The organism is Lachnoclostridium sp. An118 (assembly GCF_002160985.1).
Classification (GTDB): Bacteria; Bacillota; Clostridia; order Lachnospirales; family Lachnospiraceae; genus Claveliimonas; species Claveliimonas stercoravium.
The window spans coordinates 72,478-88,096 of the sequence record NZ_NFLQ01000013.1; the positions used below are offsets into that span (position 1 = coordinate 72,478).

Here is a 15,619-nt window from a genome sequence, read left to right on the forward strand (position 1 = left end):
GCCTATGTATAACCTGCAACTGGAGACATTTATCGTTGTGGCGGACCTGGGGAGCTTTAACAAGGCGGCGGAAGCCCTCTACATCACGCCCCCTGCCGTCACGAAGCAGATCAATCTTCTTGAGAAGGATCTGGGCCTGAAGCTCTTTATCCGCACCCACCGGGGCCTGGCCCTGACAGAGGCGGGAAAGTCTCTGTATAAGGACGCAAAGTACATTATCCAGTACTGCAAGGAGTCTGTGGAGCGGGCGAAGAAGGCCATGCAGGAGAAGGACAATGTGATCCGGATCGGTACCTCTCCCATGACGCCGGCGGCTCCGCTTGTACAGACCTGGTCCAGGGTGCAGAAGGAGTACCCGGACATCAAGCTCCAGATGGTCCCCTACATGAACAGCCAGGAGAGTGCCAGGGAGATACTGAAGAACCTGGGAAAAAATATCGACATCGTGGCGGGCATTTTCGATGAGACCATGCTCAAGCTGCGGCAGTGTGCGGGGCTGGAGCTCTCCAGGCAGCGTATCTGCTGTGCCGTGTCCGTCAACCACAGGCTGGCGGAGAAGGATGTCCTCACCTTCCAGGATCTGTACGGCCAGAATTTCCTCATGATGCACCGGGGGTGGAGTAACTATGTGGATGAGGTCAGAGATGACATATGGAAAAACCATCCCCAGATCCATGTGGTGGACTTTGACATCTACAGTGTGGACATTTTCAATCAGTGTGAGAACAGCAGCGATATCCTGATGGTGGTGGAGAACTGGAAGGACGTGCATCCTCTCCTGAAATTTATCCCTGTGGAGTGGAAATATACCATCCCCTACGGTATCCTGTACTCTCCCCAGCCCTCTGAATTGGTAAAGCGGTTCCTGAAAGCTATCAAAAAGGCAGTATAAAACAGCTGTATCACAGCTATAAAGCGAAAGGTATCAACTGGGAAACAAAAGGAGACTTCTTATGAGGTTTCTTTTTTATTACAATGAAACCAGGAGCAGAGGAGGAAGTATATATGAATAATTTTATATATGAGAACAGGACAAAGGTCTACTTCGGACAGGGATGTGTGAAGGAGTTCCTCACCTGCCTTTTGAGGGACTATGACACAGTCATGATGGCCTACGGCCAGGGCTCTGTGAAGAGGAACGGGATCTATGACGAGATTTTGAACATTCTCATGAAGGAGGGAAAGAATGTAGTGGAATTTTCCGGCATCATGCCCAATCCCACCTACGAGAAGGTCCTGGAAGGGGCAGCGCTGGCAAGGGACAGGCAGGTACAGGTTATCCTGGGGATCGGCGGGGGCTCTGTCATGGACTGTGCCAAGGCGGTTTCCCTTGCCGCCAGGTGCAGCGGGAACGCCTGGGAGAACTACTGGGCGAGAAGGGGCATCATTGACTTTGAACCCATACCGGTGGGTGTGATCCCCACCACGGCGGGGACAGGAAGCGAGTGCAACGGCGCCGATGTCATCACCAACGGGGAGCTGAAGATAAAGACAGGCTACGACTACCCGAGGTGCAATCCCAGGTTTGCCCTGATGGACCCTGCCTACACCTTCAGCGTGCCTGGAGAGCAGCTGGCGGCGGGCGCCTTTGACAGTCTCTCCCACGTCATGGAGACCTACTTCAGCGAGCCCGACGAGCAGAACGTCTCTGACGAGATCGCGGAGGCGCTGATGCGCAGCATCATAAGGAACGTCCGCCTGGCAGTGAAGGACCCGGAGGACTATACCGCCAGGAGCAACCTGCTGTGGGACTCCACCCTGTCAGAGAACCGGCTCATCAAGCTGGGAAAGAAGTGCGATTTTTCCTGTCACCTCATGGAGCACCAGCTGGGGGCTTACACAGATTGCGGCCACGGGCAGGGGATGGCAGTGCTCCATCCGGCCTACTATCGACATATCTTCAGGGACGGGCTGGACAAATTTGGAAGGTTTGCCGCCAATGTGTGGATGATCCCGCGGGAGAAGAAGAGCAGGGAGGAACTGGCCGCAGCCGGGCTTGATGCCCTGGAAGCGTTCATCCGGGAGCTTGGCCTTCCCACATCCCTTCGCCAGCTGGGAGTCAGAGATAAAAAGCAGCTTCCGGTCATTGCAGGCTCCTGCCATTTTTCCCCGGGAGGCTACCGGAAGATGATGCCGGAGGAGATACTGGAAATCCTTCAGGAGTGCTTTTAGGGAGGAGTTTGCGGGAGGCTGGCGTACGGTCGACCGCTCTTTCCGTTTATCTATGCAAAAATTTAAAAATTCTTAAACATTTTCCCAACATTATTTAAAAAAATCTCCTGTATATTTAAGTCATTAAAGACAGGAACGGTATTTGGCGGACTGATGAGAAGCTGAGCAAGACTTCCGCAGTGGGAGGGAAAAAGATGAATATGAGAAATTTTGTCATGAAGGAGAAGGAGGCCCGGGATTGCTGCATTTCAGAAGAAAACGCACAGGTCGAGATACGTGACGGGTTTAACTGCAACCTGGTAGTCCAGCACTACACAGAGAGCAGAAGGGTCATCATCTACATTCCGCAGAGCTGGCAGAAGACCATTACGGTAGAGGTAAACGGCGGGGCGATATTCTGCCGCCAGAGGGAGCCCTACAGAGGGCTCAGGCTGTCTGTGAAAAGGGGAAAGATATTTTGACATTTTGAGGGATCTGTCTATACAGAGCGCCTGTATTGAGAATGGCAGGCGGCGCTCCGTTCTGGTATAAAAAGTATAGAATAATGCGGAAACGGAGGAGTTGCTTTGAATATCCTGATCACCCTTGACGAGAACTATTTTCCCCGGCTGCGTGTTCTCCTCACGTCACTGAAGATGAACGATCCCGGGGAGCATTTTGACATCTATCTGCTGTACAGCGGCCTGTCGGAGCGGATGCTGCGGGCAGTGGAGAGATGGTGCCGGGCTGCGGGCTACGAATTCCACCCCATCCGGATGGACGGGGACCTGTTTGAAAATGCACCTGTGAGCAGCAGGTATCCGACTGAGATGTACTACCGCCTGCTGGCGTCCCGTCTGCTGCCGCAGGAGCTGAACCGCATCATCTATCTGGACCCGGACATACTGGTCATCAACCCCCTGCGGCCCCTCTGGGAGACGAACATGTCCGGATGGCTCTTCGGAGCCGCCGCCCACACGGGAAAGACGGAGCTGGCCAACGATGTGAACCGGCTCCGCCTGGGAGTGGAGCACGATTACTACAATTCCGGGGTGCTCCTGATGGACCTGGAGCTTGGGAGGGAGGAGATCATCCCGGAGGAGATATTCCGGTATGTGGAGGAGCACCGCATGGAGCTGCTGCTGCCGGACCAGGATCTGTTGAACGCCATGTTCGGGGAGCGCATCTTCCCCCTGGACGACGCTGTCTGGAACTACGATGCACGCAACTACAACAACTACGTCATGAGGAGCTCCGGGAAATACAGTGTGAAGTGGGTCATGGAAAACACGGCCATCCTGCACTTCTGCGGGAAGGCAAAGCCCTGGAAGCCGGGCTATATCTACCGTTTCGGGGTGCTGTACCAGCACTACGAACAGCTGGCCGGACGCTCCTGGCAGCCCTATCTGTAGCTGCGCTATATACTTACAGGTTTATACAGAGAAACTAAACGAGTCTTCTTAGGAGGACTCGTTTTTTCTATAATAAAACTGTAAAAGCCAGTTTCAATATGAAAAGAAAGGACAGTGAAGATATGAAAAAGCAGATTGCGGCCATACTGACTGCAGCCGTATTTGCCCTTGGCGTGACCGCCTGCGGGGCCGCCGCGGATGAGATTACTTCCTGGGCGGAAGGCCTGGGGCTGTAGAAGGCCCTTTACAGGGACCGGCGGCGTAAATGGGTTGCTGGTCTTTTCAGATGAGAAGACAAAAGGAGGAGAGAAAAATGGTAAAAAAAGTATTGATCATATCGGCAAGCCCGAGGACGGGCGGCAACTCAGACCTGCTCTGCGACCAGTTTAAAAAGGGAACGGAGGAAGCGGGAAACACGGTGGAGAAGGTACAGCTGCAGAAGCAGAAGATAGGCGGCTGCCTGGCCTGCTACGGCTGCCGGGGAACCGGCGTCTGTGTCCAGAAGGATGATATGGAGGAGCTGCTTGACAAAATGGTAGAGGCGGACGTCCTTGTCCTGGCCACACCCGTATATTTCTACTCCATGGACGGCCAGCTCAAGACCATGATCGACCGGACGCTGCCCCGGTACACCCAGATAAAGGACAAGGAGCTGTATTTTATCGCCACAGCGGCAGCAGGGCGAAGAGCCATGGAGAGGACCATGGACGCCATGCAGGGCTTTGCCGACTGCCTGCCGGGAGCCCGGGTCATGGGCCGCATCTACGGGGAAGGCGTGTACCAGAAGGGGGAAGTGGAGGCTACTGCCGCCTTTGAACAGGCCTATGAGGCGGGCCGGTCTCTGTGACAGAGAAAAATCAGACAGGAAAGAAGGAATGAAGAAGATGAAGAAGCGTATTTTGGGAAAAGACCTGGAGGTGTCAGCCATTGGGCTTGGATGCATGGGGATGAGCCATGCCTACGGGCCGGCGGCGGACAAAAAGGAGATGACGGAGCTGCTGGCGCAGGCCGTGGACAAAGGATACACCTTTTTTGACACAGCGGAGGTGTACGGGACGCCGGAAAATCCCCACGACAACGAGGAGCTCCTGGGGGAGGCGCTGAAGCCGTACCGCAGCCAGATCGTGCTGGCATCCAAGTGCGGCATCCGCTTTGACGAGACCTCCGATGCGGTGAACAAGCCCCTGATACCGGACGGCAGGCCGGAGACCATCAAAAGGTCCATTGATGGCTCCCTGGAGCGCCTGCAGACAGACCACCTGGACCTCTACTATATCCATCGGATCGACCGCAGCGTGCCCATTGAGGAGACGGCCGGGGCCATGAAGGAGCTGATGGAGGCCGGGAAGATCACCCACTGGGGGATCTCCGAGGCGGACGAGGAGACCCTGAGGCGGGCCCACGCAGTCTGCCCTGTGACGGCGGTGCAGAACCGGTACTCCATGATGTACCGGAACTACGAGGCCCTGTTCCCGGTGCTGGAGGAGCTGCAGATCGGCTTTGTGGCCTTCTCCCCGCTGGCAAACGGCTTCCTGACCGCAAAGTACGGCAAGGAGTCAAAGTTTGAGAAGGGCACAGACTACCGCAGCGCCATGCCCCAGTTCACCCCGGAGGCCATAGACAAGAACCAGGAGATGATAGGGTTTATCCAGGAGATAGCGGGGAAAAAGCAGGCCACTCCCGCCCAGATATCCCTGGCCTGGATGCTGGCAAAGGAGCCCTGGATCGTACCGATCCCGGGGACGAGAAAATACGACCGGCTTGTGGAGAACGCGGATGCCTCTGAAGTGGAGCTGACGGACCAGGAGGTGCAGGAGATTGACAGGATACTGGACACCGTGCCCATGTCGGCTGTGTTCGGCGGATTGAGAGTGGAGGAAGAGAAGACAGGAAAATAGTCCGAAAACAGAAAGGAAGATGCGTTATGGAATATGTGACACTGAACAAGCTGGGCCTTACCTACATGGACCTGTACCTCATCCACCAGCCTCTGAACGACTACTACGGGGCGTGGCGCGCCATGGAGGAGCTCTATAAGGAGGGGAAGATACGGGCCATCGGCGTGTGCAGCTTCTATCCGGATCGGCTGGCGGACCTGATATCCTTCAACGAGGTGGCTCCGGCAGTGGACCAGGTGGAGGCAAATGTCTTCTTCCAGCAAAATGAGTCCCGGAAATATATGCAGTCCAAAGGGGTTGTCATGGAGGGATGGGCGCCCTTTGCGGAGGGAAAGAACGACCTCTTCCACAACGAGACGCTCATGAAGATAGGGGAGAAGCACGGGAAGAGCGTGGCCCAGGTGGTCCTTCGCTGGCTCCTCCAGAGGGGCATCGTCTGCATCCCCAAGAGTGTGAAAAAGGAGCGGATGGAGCAGAACTTCGACGTGTTTGACTTTTCCCTGGACAGCGAAGACCTGGCCCAGATTGGGGCTCTGGACACGGGAGTGAGCTGCTTCTTTGACCACCATGACCCGGCTGTGGTGGAAAATCTGGCCGGCCTGGTGAGAAACGTGTAGGGGAGGTGCCGGTTTGAAAAAGAAGGTTGCCATTGCAGTGATCGCAGTGCTCTGTATCATTGCCTACTATCTGTACCGGATGTGGCACATGCTCAGCACTACCATGGGAAGGGTGGAACAGACACAGGAGCACCAGTCCCACAGGGCGTCCGGCGGGTCTTCGGATGAAGAGGACGTATCTGTTGTCTATATGACAGAGGAGATCACGCCGGAGGGGCTGATGAACGCCTATCAGGCTCTGGGCGTGGAGCTGACAGGGGACAATATTGGCGTGAAGCTGTCCACGGGAGAGCCGGGCAGCAATTATCTGGACCCGGACCTGATCGCAGACCTGGTGCATCACGTGAACGGCACCATCGTGGAGTGCAACACGGCCTACCAGGGGTCCCGCACAGAGACCCAGATGCACTACCAGGTGGCCAGCGACCACGGCTTTACGGATATTGCGGATCTTGTCATCATGGACGAGGACGGGTCTGCCACTATCCCTGTGGAGGGAGGCACCCGGATGACGGAAAACCTGGTGGGAGCCCATTTTCCCGAGTATGACGGCTTTCTGGTACTGTCCCATTTTAAGGGGCATGCCATAGCCGGCTTTGGAGGAGCCATCAAGAACATTTCCATAGGTATGGCCTCCCAGGAGGGGAAATGCCTGATCCACACAGACGGCCAGAGCCATACAAGTCCATGGGGTGGTGCCCAGGACCCCTTCCTGGAGTGCATGGCGGAGGCGGGCAAGTCTGTCCGGGACGCGGTGGATGGAAACATCCTTTACATCAATGTGCCGAACCGCCTCTCGGTGGACTGCGACTGTGACTCCAGCCCGGCGGAGCCGGATATGCACGACATCGGAATCCTGGCGTCCACCGATCCTGTGGCCCTGGACCAGGCCAGTGTGGACCTGGTCTACGAAGCGGAGGACGGGGCCTCCCTTGTGGAGCGGATGGAATCCCGCAATGCGGAGCACGTCCTGCAGCACGGGGAAGAAGTAGGCCTGGGAAACAGGAGCTATGAGCTTGTGTCCATAGATGAGCAGTGAGAAAATAGTGGGATAAAGGAGTGGAAGGAGGCGGACATGGCGGAAGTGCTGGAAAGAGAGTTCATCTACGTCAGCTATTACTTTATGGTGCAGCTCCGGCAGATATTCCTCTACTGGGTGCTTGGAATGGTGATCGGGTCTTTTATCTCCGTCTTTGCCAAAAACGCTATCCACAGCCTTTTTGCGGGGCTGAGGGACAAAAAAATAGGAATCTGGGGCGTTGTGCCCGCAAGCTTCCTTGGCATCCTCTCCCCTCTGTGCATGTACGGGACCATTCCCATAGCAGCCTCCTTCTCCAGACAGGGGATGCGGGACGACTGGCTGGCGGCTTTTATGATGAGCAGCATCCTTCTCAATCCTCAGCTGGTGCTCTACAGCACGGCTCTTGGGGGCACGGCCCTGGCTGTACGCGTGATAAGCTGCAGTCTCTGCGGGATGGCGGCTGGCGCGGCGGTGCGCTTTGTCTTCAGGGAGAGGGAGTTCTTTCACTTTGACGGGTTTGCCCCGGCAGCCAGCAGGGACACTGACCCCAGCCCATTGTGGCGTTTCCTCAAAAACCTGGGGAGGAATGTCCGGGCTACAGGACTCTATTTTCTGATGGGAGTCCTTCTTTCGGCCCTGTTCCAGCGCTATGTGCCGGCGGACGCCTTTGCGAGCCTGTTCGGGGAAAACGAGGGGTTCGGCCTCCTGCTGGCGGCCACTATCGGCGTGCCCCTCTACGCCTGCGGCGGGGGAACCATCCCCCTTCTGCAGCAGTGGCTGGCATCAGGGATGAGCATGGGAGCTGCCGCCTCCTTCATGGTCACCGGGCCGGCCACCAAGATAACAAATCTGGGAGCCCTGAAGATCGTGCTGGGACTTCGGCATTTTCTTCTCTACCTGGCGTTCGTCATGGGATTTTCTCTCTTAACGGGACTTGCTGTAAATATCATCGTGTAGGGCGGGCCCGGAAGCGGAGCGCTCCGGATAGCAGCCGGGAGAAGAGGCGCCGGAGTGCGCGCAAGGGTACATACCAAACCTCTGGGTTAATACTAAAAAACTAATAGAAACTTCTGATACACTGCCTTTTCTTTTATACTGGAGCTGTAAAAGAAAAGACAGTTTTTCTATATTGGAAAGGAAGATTTCTATGACATCCAAGAAAAAATATGCAGCTCTGTTCCTGACCGCTGCCCTGGCGGCCTCACTCACCGCATGCGGGGCAGGGGAAAATCCAGACTCCGGCAGCGCAGGAGAGAACACAGATTCCGGCAGCAGGATACTCATTGCCTACTTTACGGCTGCTGAGAACAGCGGTGTGGACGCGGAGGCCTCCGCGAGCTATTCCGATGTGGACGGGGAGGCCAAGGGAAGGATGCAGGCCTTAGCCGAGATGATCCAGGCACAGACCGGAGGAGACCTGTTCTCTATCCAGACTGAGGAGGTGTACCCGGCGGACGGAGGCGACCTCATCGACTATGCGGCGGATGAGCAGGATGAGGACGCCAGGCCCGAGCTCTCCACACACATCGAAAGCCTGGATGACTACGACACCATTTTTGTCGGATATCCTAATCTGGAGCAGGGTTTTGCCCGTGTATAGAGTGTATAGCGTTTGAAAAATGAGGTAGAAAACTACGCTATACACAAATAGAAAGACATACTGTGTATAGCGATGATATAGATCAAGAAAGAGTGAAAGGAGACTCTAAGCATGAAAACGAGATTATTATCATTACTTATTGCAGGTGTTATGACAGCAGGTTTGCTGAGTGGATGTGGTGCTTCAGAAGATACTCAGGATCAGAGTGACAGTACGGCACAGTCCGATCAGTCTGCAGATGAAACAAGTTCAGATACAGAAGCGAATACGGAGAATACGTCAGACGGCGTTGCATCAGATGGGAAAACGCTGGTGGTTTACTATTCCGCAACAGGAAATACCGAAGCAGTGGCAAATTACATTGCAGATGCCACAGGAGGAGATTTATTTGAACTGGAGCCGATAGAACCTTATACAGATGAGGATCTGAATTATAATGATGAGAACAGTCGTGTATCTCAGGAATATGCAGATGAAAGCCTGAGAGATGTGGAACTGGTTTCTGCGACGGTAGAGGGATTTGATGAGTACGAAAATATTTTTGTGGGTTATCCTATCTGGTGGCAAGTAGCTGCATGGCCGGTAAATCAGTTTATTGAGAATAATGATTTTACTGGAAAAACTGTAATTCCATTCTGTACATCGGCGTCTTCTGGAATAGGAGATAGCGGACAACTGTTGGAGGAAATGGCAGGAACGGGCAACTGGTTAGAAGGTGTGAGATTCCGGTCAAGCGCTTCTGAAGAGGATGTTGTAGTTTGGGTAGATAGTTTAGGATTGTAATTAAATATTCGTTTTTTAAAGGCATGATCTGAGAGAAGGTCATGCCTTTCTGGATTTTTTTAATTTTGACCAGTAAGTAGTTTGCAAGATTATCTATTTCAATTAAGCAGAAAAATGATATACTTTAATAAAAAGTATGGAGTCTAAATACATGATTTATACAGATAAAACAAAGCCAGGAATGGGTGATCCTTATTGGTATGAATGGTCCGTAGGACAACAGTATATTATTGATATGCTTAATCCAGATAATAAGATTTTGTATGTAGAACTGCAGGCAAATGTTCAACTTGGATTAGATGATGTAGTTGTTACATATGAGAATGGTAAAAAACTATTTGTTCAAGTCAAGCACACTCGAACAGAGAATACGCTTACTTTTGGAGATCTTGTTTCGGTTAATCAAGATAAAGAAGAAACTAGCAAATATTCTCTTTTGGGTGAACTTGCAAAATCTTGGAATGATGAAAAAAATAATTATCAAGATGCAAAGATTCTTTTATTTACAAATAGAAAAAAAGGAACGCGTCCTGCGTCTGCTGGGGAAAATAGATGTATTAAACGTCCTGCATTAAAGAAATTTTTAGAGTCTTTACATGAGCAACTACTTAGTATTAAAAGCTTTGAGGAATTAAAATTTCCAGGCTATGAAGATGCTTGGGAAGAATGGAAGAATCAGTTGATTTGTATCGAAGATGATAAAGATAAATTAGCCTTTTTGAAAAATCTTCATATTAAAACTGATCAAATGGGGTTGGAAGAAATAGAAAAAGATTTACTAAAGCGTTTAGAGGTAACTTTTAATGTTAATGGCGCTATTGCGCAAATTTTGCTAACAAGGTTGGATCATGCATTAAGAGAGTGGACTTCATCTATAAGAAAAGGTACAAGAATTACAGGGGAAGATGTATATAACAAGCTTTCACTGTCTGAGAATTATAGTACTTATAATCATGATCTTATTCCAGCTGATCCGTTTTTTGAAAGTCGCAATGGCTTAGTAAATGAAATTGAGGGGGAGATACTGGAAGGGAACAGCAAGGTGCTTTTCTTGTCAGGGATTCCTGGAACAGGAAAAACAAACATTATCAGTAAAATATGCAATAAACGTTCAAGTGTTGTAGATATAAGGTATTATGCATATGAGCCAATTAATCCAGCTAAAGAATATTTGCCGATGGATGTTTCACAGCGTGTCAACATAGTAAACTTTTGGAATGAACTATTTAATCAGCTTAGAAAAGTATTAAAAGGCAGTTTGCTAAAATATCATGTTCCTGTAGTAAATGATTTAATGGATACAGAAGAACTACGAAATAAATTTTTTGAAATAGCATCAGCATATGCTTCCGACTGTGGACGAACTTTTGTAATTGCGATTGACGGAATTGATCATGCAGCAAGGGCAGGGGTTTATGAAGATACTTTTTTGCCAACATTGCCCAATCCTGAATATATGCCTGCAAATGTTAAAATTATTCTTGCTGGCCAACCAAAAGAAAGTTATCCCAATTATCCTTCTTGGCTATTTTATGATTCTATTTATGTTAAGCAGATAGAAGCTCCGCAATTGAGTGGGAAAGATATAATGTCATTGGTTGAGGATAAGTTCCCAGGGCATACAAGGGAACAAAATTTCCAAATGACCGAGTTGATAGAGAAGTACGCAGAAGGAAACACTTTAGCTGCTATTTTTGCGACTCATGAAGCTGTGAAACAGCCTAATTTGATTCTCTTGGAACAGAACCTCAAAAATAGAAAATTAAGTGGAAATATTCAAGAATATTATAAAGCTATATGGGATGAGGCAAAAAGTAGAATCTCATCTATTCCATTTATTGACTATAAAATTGCCGGTGCGTTTGCTTTTTTTAATGAACCTATCACAGCTGAAAAATTGCATAATATATATGCAAAAGAGTCTGTGTCAATCTCTATATGGGAAAACGTCTTAAAAGCATTAAGTCCATTGCTTGAGGAGCACGATGGTAAGTATGTTATTTTACATAATGATGTGAGAGTATATCTTTCGGGAGTAATAGGTTTAGATACAGATCATGTAAAAGAAATTTACGGAAATTTAGTAGATTATTATTTGAAATTAGAACAAAAGAGCAGGGCTTATTACTATGATATTTTCAGATTTCTAAAAGGAGCTGGACGTGAGGACGAATTCGAAAAGGTATATTCAGCGGATTTTATAATTGAAGCATATGTAAATGGAGTGGAAACTAGTGAATTAAGAGAACTATCAGCAGAAATATTAAAAAATATAATTTCAAAGAAAAAAATAAATTGGGATCAGATGCGAACATTGGCAATTGGGTATATGACAATTGACCAAATAGAAAAAAGCCAATATGAGATAGAGGATTGTGATTTTCGGAGAACTGTACATGTAATGGACATCCATCCATATGAATGTTTTGTGGAGCCGGTAACATCATGGAATATTGATATATTAAGTAATGTTTTGACTGTGATAAAATCGTTATATTTGAATAATGAGTGTCAAAGGGCTATTGGTTTATTTTGTCGTTGGTTTTCAGGAACTAATATTACACAAATATGGACAATCATTAAGTATGCTCAGGAAGAGGAGGATTTTCTTTCTCCAAAATTGAAAAAATTTGCGGTAGATTTTGGGGAGTGTATTGGTTTATCTGGAGCGTTGGATATCATGAAAGGAAGCAGATTGTTGGCAAAAGATAATAGTCCTTTTGTCTATAACCTTGTTGAAGCTATATTAAAGTATGCGTTCCAGCATTTGCGCGGTAAGAAATTAGTAAATGTATTAGGAACGTTAGAAATAATTTATATTAATCCACTAGTTGAAGGAATAAAGAAACTCTTAGATGAAAACAGATATTCTGATATTCATTATATAGAGAGAACTGTTTATAAAAGACTATTTGATAGTAGTATGGGTATCTTAATAGATACTTTTATGCAGATAATATCTAGCAGAATTTATTGGTCAGCAGAGGATACAGATAAACTATGGGATTCGATTAAAAAAGTTGAACTGCCGGATGAAACGATTGAAAATCTTATGACCTATTATAGTATGTATGCAATTGTAGCGGCATATTTACAAGAGGGAGTATCAAGAACAGAAATTGCTTCTGTAATAACAGATAGATATATGGCGAATCATTCTTATCAGAAGAGAGCATATTTTGGTGTGTATTTTAATAATATGTGCTTTTTAGGCAAATGGTTAAAGAAAAAGCATTCAAATCAAGAACTGTTAGAAGATCCTCGCGAATTAAGGCAACTTATGAGTGCATTGTTTTTGAAAACATGGCATCCAAATGACAGGGATTTCGAGACAATGTATTTAAGAGCCTATATTCTTAAAGCTTACATTATCCTTTCTTCCAAGGGCGGTATGCAGTATAAGAAGGTCGTAGATGAAATATGCATACAGATATTTTCTACTAATCCAGTTAATCAATTGCTTGAGGCGGGGATATTTTATTATCAAAACGATAAAGAACGCATACAGATGTGGTTTGATGATTGGTTGAAAGAAAATGGAAAAGTCTGGACTGAGAGTTTGAGTGAAAGAAATAGAATAATCCAATCATTTATTCGGGTAAAAGAGAAATATGATACAGAAGATGTAATTGATGTATCTGAAGCGTTAGAAAAGGCTCAATGGTCAGTCATTGGATATGTGTCTCATAAAGAATATTCTGGAGATGATATGCTACAGTGGTATAGTAGGTTAGTTGAATATGATGATAGTTATATATTTAAGTATGCTGAGACAATAAAAGAAATTTCAGATAAGATGGAAGAAATAGGGGATAATCGTCTTGAATATAGACTTAATTGCAAAATCTATTCGGATTTATTTGGATGTGGAATCCTTAAAATCAAAGATATATTACAAAATCAGCATTATTTATCACAAACATTTTCAACACCCTCTTATTTTGTAGAGGGACTTATAGGATATTTAAAAAAAGCGCATTTAGACGAGAGTGAATTAATTGAGATATGGGCAATTGGAATGGGGTTATTGGATTGGAGAAATGAGGATAACCATGATACAATTCATTCTTTGCAAAGAGCAATTGAAATCTGTGCAGAAAGTAACGGAATTTATACAATTTATGATCAGTTAAAATATTATGGTGCCGCATATATTGATTTGATTGGTGATCCCGTAAAGTATATAATCCCAGATCGGTGGTGTGATGGAAAAGTCTGCAAAAGTACAAAAATAGTTTCAGAGGCTGATATTGTAGCTTATATGGAAGACAATAATAATTCGTTGAGCCAGTCTGAACTAAAAGAAAATGTAGAATTATTGAAAAGCGAGGGAGCTATACATGACAAAGTATTAGAGAATTTATTGAAATTTGAATTTGAAAAAGAATCATATAGTATACAACATAATTCTCTTATTGAATACCTGATGGAGGTTGTTGGAGAGGACACCTCTGATCAGATCATAAAAGCGTATTTGGAAAATGTATTGCAGAAAGAACATAGATATTTTGAGTATGATTTGCCAGAACTTGTTAAATGGAAGATTTTCCAAAAAGGGGAAGACTATTGCAAGTCTGGTTTAGATGACATTATTTGTATGCAAAGAAGTTGGATGACTGCAGCAGGACACTTTGAGGAGCCAGAATTATCGGAAAACTATAATTTTTGTAGTTTGATTGATTGGAAGAAATCTACTAGCATAGGGACATTATTTTACCAAATTCTGAAAAATATAATCTTATCTGAGGATGCAGATGCTGTGCGAGTTGCTTTGACAGGATTATATGCATTAATAAAGAACAACAATCTATATATTGAAAATATAGAAATAGATTGGAATCAATATCATTATCGCGCGAAAGAATGGTTAATGATGCTATATGAATTATTATGGCACGAGGACGTTAAAAGCAAGCCTATACTTCAAAAAATTATAGCTTTACATAGGGCGGATGAAGATTTTAATGTAGCTCTTTATGCCAATTTATTATTTGAAAATATGTGTCCGGAGCTATTTTCGGGGTATATAAAAAAGACACAGCAATACTTCGGCGATATTCCGGCTTATGGATTAAAACGTTTGATTAAAACCAAACGAAATACAACCTGGATTAATGGTTCGGATTGCGTTATGGAGATGAAAGAGCTTATTGAAAACAAATTGAATGTAAATTTAGATGATGTTGAAAAAAGAACAGCGGATTATTCACATACGATTTCGGATATTCAAGGACTCATTAAATTAAATCGGCCATCTTTAAGTTACAAAATCGTTGTTGATAAAGTTAATAGAGCATTCCTAAGGGTATTATATAAAGATTGGGTTGCTGGTAGGTGGGATTATGAAGAGATGACAATTGCAAGGACAATTTTATCTGCTTCTGAGCCATTTATTATGTTAGTGACACCAATGCATTGGAATTATAATAATGGGGCATTAATAGACAATGTTGAAAAATTTCCAGAAATTAGCAAGTCGAGCCAAATTAAGAGTATCAAAGAAATCTTGAATACCGGATTGGCAGAGGATGAAATACTACTTGGTGGATGTGTGGTTGATTATACCTATAAGAAAGAGATTTTGGGGTACTTGCTTTCCTATTGGAATATACCTGGAATGAAACCAGAATATGCTGCATACTCATATGAAAGAAACTCCCGAATGTTTTTGCAATGCCGATATGATTTTATCGAAGATACACATTTCAATATTACCTTGCATCATAACGGAATAGAAAGCTTTAAACAGAGCAACATTGTCTGTGGATTTAGCAAAAAGGCACTTGAATTTTTTGAATGGCAAGTTGAAGTATGCTATGATGGATTAAAAGTGATAGATAATAAAGGAAAAATAATTGGACGATTTGAAACTTATTATGGAAATAGGGGAAGTATCGGAAACCGCTATCATAGCAACCAGCCATATTTGCAACGATGGATTATATATAAAAAAGAGTTGGAAAAAACCTTATATCAAGTTGGTGTACCAAATTTAATAAATGATGTGGCAGATATAGTGATTAAGGAATTTGATTAGGGATATAAGTATCAATATTACTGCCCTAGAAATCAGCGTTTTTGAGAGGATTGTCATATGGACAGTTATAAAACAATAAGAGGATATTATGGTGAAATTT

Annotated in this window: 12 protein-coding genes; all 12 read left to right on the forward strand. The window is 46.2% G+C overall.

The features are described from left to right. The first annotated feature begins 4 nt into the window (after positions 1 to 4). The 12 genes from B5E62_RS11690 to B5E62_RS11745 all read left to right on the forward strand — a co-directional run bounded on the left by B5E62_RS11690 (position 5) and on the right by B5E62_RS11745 (position 15,519). A complete protein-coding gene (locus B5E62_RS11690; protein WP_087174749.1) occupies positions 5 to 892 on the forward strand; it encodes a LysR family transcriptional regulator in 888 nt (295 codons plus the stop codon). 113 nt (positions 893 to 1,005) lie between these two features. Next, positions 1,006 to 2,172: an iron-containing alcohol dehydrogenase gene (locus tag B5E62_RS11695; protein WP_087174750.1), complete on the forward strand. Its 1,167-nt coding sequence runs from the start codon at positions 1,006 to 1,008 to the stop codon at positions 2,170 to 2,172. A 194-nt stretch (positions 2,173 to 2,366) separates the two neighbouring features. Next, positions 2,367 to 2,633, forward strand: coding sequence for a hypothetical protein (locus B5E62_RS11700; RefSeq protein WP_087174751.1), 267 nt, complete (start codon positions 2,367 to 2,369; stop codon positions 2,631 to 2,633). 105 nt (positions 2,634 to 2,738) lie between these two features. Then, complete coding sequence (locus tag B5E62_RS11705) at positions 2,739 to 3,563, forward strand: glycosyltransferase family 8 protein (RefSeq protein WP_087174752.1); 825 nt, start codon at positions 2,739 to 2,741, stop codon at positions 3,561 to 3,563. Between the two features lie 313 nt (positions 3,564 to 3,876). Further along, positions 3,877 to 4,410, forward strand: a complete 534-nt coding sequence (locus tag B5E62_RS11710) for a flavodoxin family protein (RefSeq protein ID WP_087174753.1) — start codon at positions 3,877 to 3,879, stop codon at positions 4,408 to 4,410. 28 nt (positions 4,411 to 4,438) lie between these two features. Further along, positions 4,439 to 5,461 (forward strand): aldo/keto reductase, encoded by a 1,023-nt coding sequence (locus tag B5E62_RS11715; protein WP_330398114.1) that lies wholly within the window; start codon positions 4,439 to 4,441, stop codon positions 5,459 to 5,461. 26 nt (positions 5,462 to 5,487) lie between these two features. Next, complete coding sequence (locus tag B5E62_RS11720) at positions 5,488 to 6,078, forward strand: aldo/keto reductase (RefSeq protein ID WP_087174754.1); 591 nt, start codon at positions 5,488 to 5,490, stop codon at positions 6,076 to 6,078. A gap of 190 nt (positions 6,079 to 6,268) precedes the next feature. Next, a complete protein-coding gene (locus B5E62_RS11725; protein ID WP_442911357.1) occupies positions 6,269 to 7,117 on the forward strand; it encodes a DUF362 domain-containing protein in 849 nt (282 codons plus the stop codon). Positions 7,118 to 7,153: 36 nt separating this feature from the next. Continuing rightward, positions 7,154 to 8,056 (forward strand): permease, encoded by a 903-nt coding sequence (locus B5E62_RS11730; protein ID WP_087174755.1) that lies wholly within the window; start codon positions 7,154 to 7,156, stop codon positions 8,054 to 8,056. A gap of 190 nt (positions 8,057 to 8,246) precedes the next feature. Then, positions 8,247 to 8,699, forward strand: a complete 453-nt coding sequence (locus B5E62_RS11735; RefSeq protein WP_087174756.1) for a flavodoxin — start codon at positions 8,247 to 8,249, stop codon at positions 8,697 to 8,699. Between the two features lie 111 nt (positions 8,700 to 8,810). Beyond that, complete coding sequence (locus tag B5E62_RS11740; protein ID WP_087174757.1) at positions 8,811 to 9,482, forward strand: flavodoxin; 672 nt, start codon at positions 8,811 to 8,813, stop codon at positions 9,480 to 9,482. 151 nt (positions 9,483 to 9,633) lie between these two features. Then, positions 9,634 to 15,519 carry an AAA family ATPase gene (locus tag B5E62_RS11745; RefSeq protein WP_087174758.1) on the forward strand — a complete coding sequence of 1,962 codons (5,886 nt, stop codon included), beginning with the start codon at positions 9,634 to 9,636 and terminating at the stop codon, positions 15,517 to 15,519. Positions 15,520 to 15,619 lie beyond the last annotated feature (100 nt).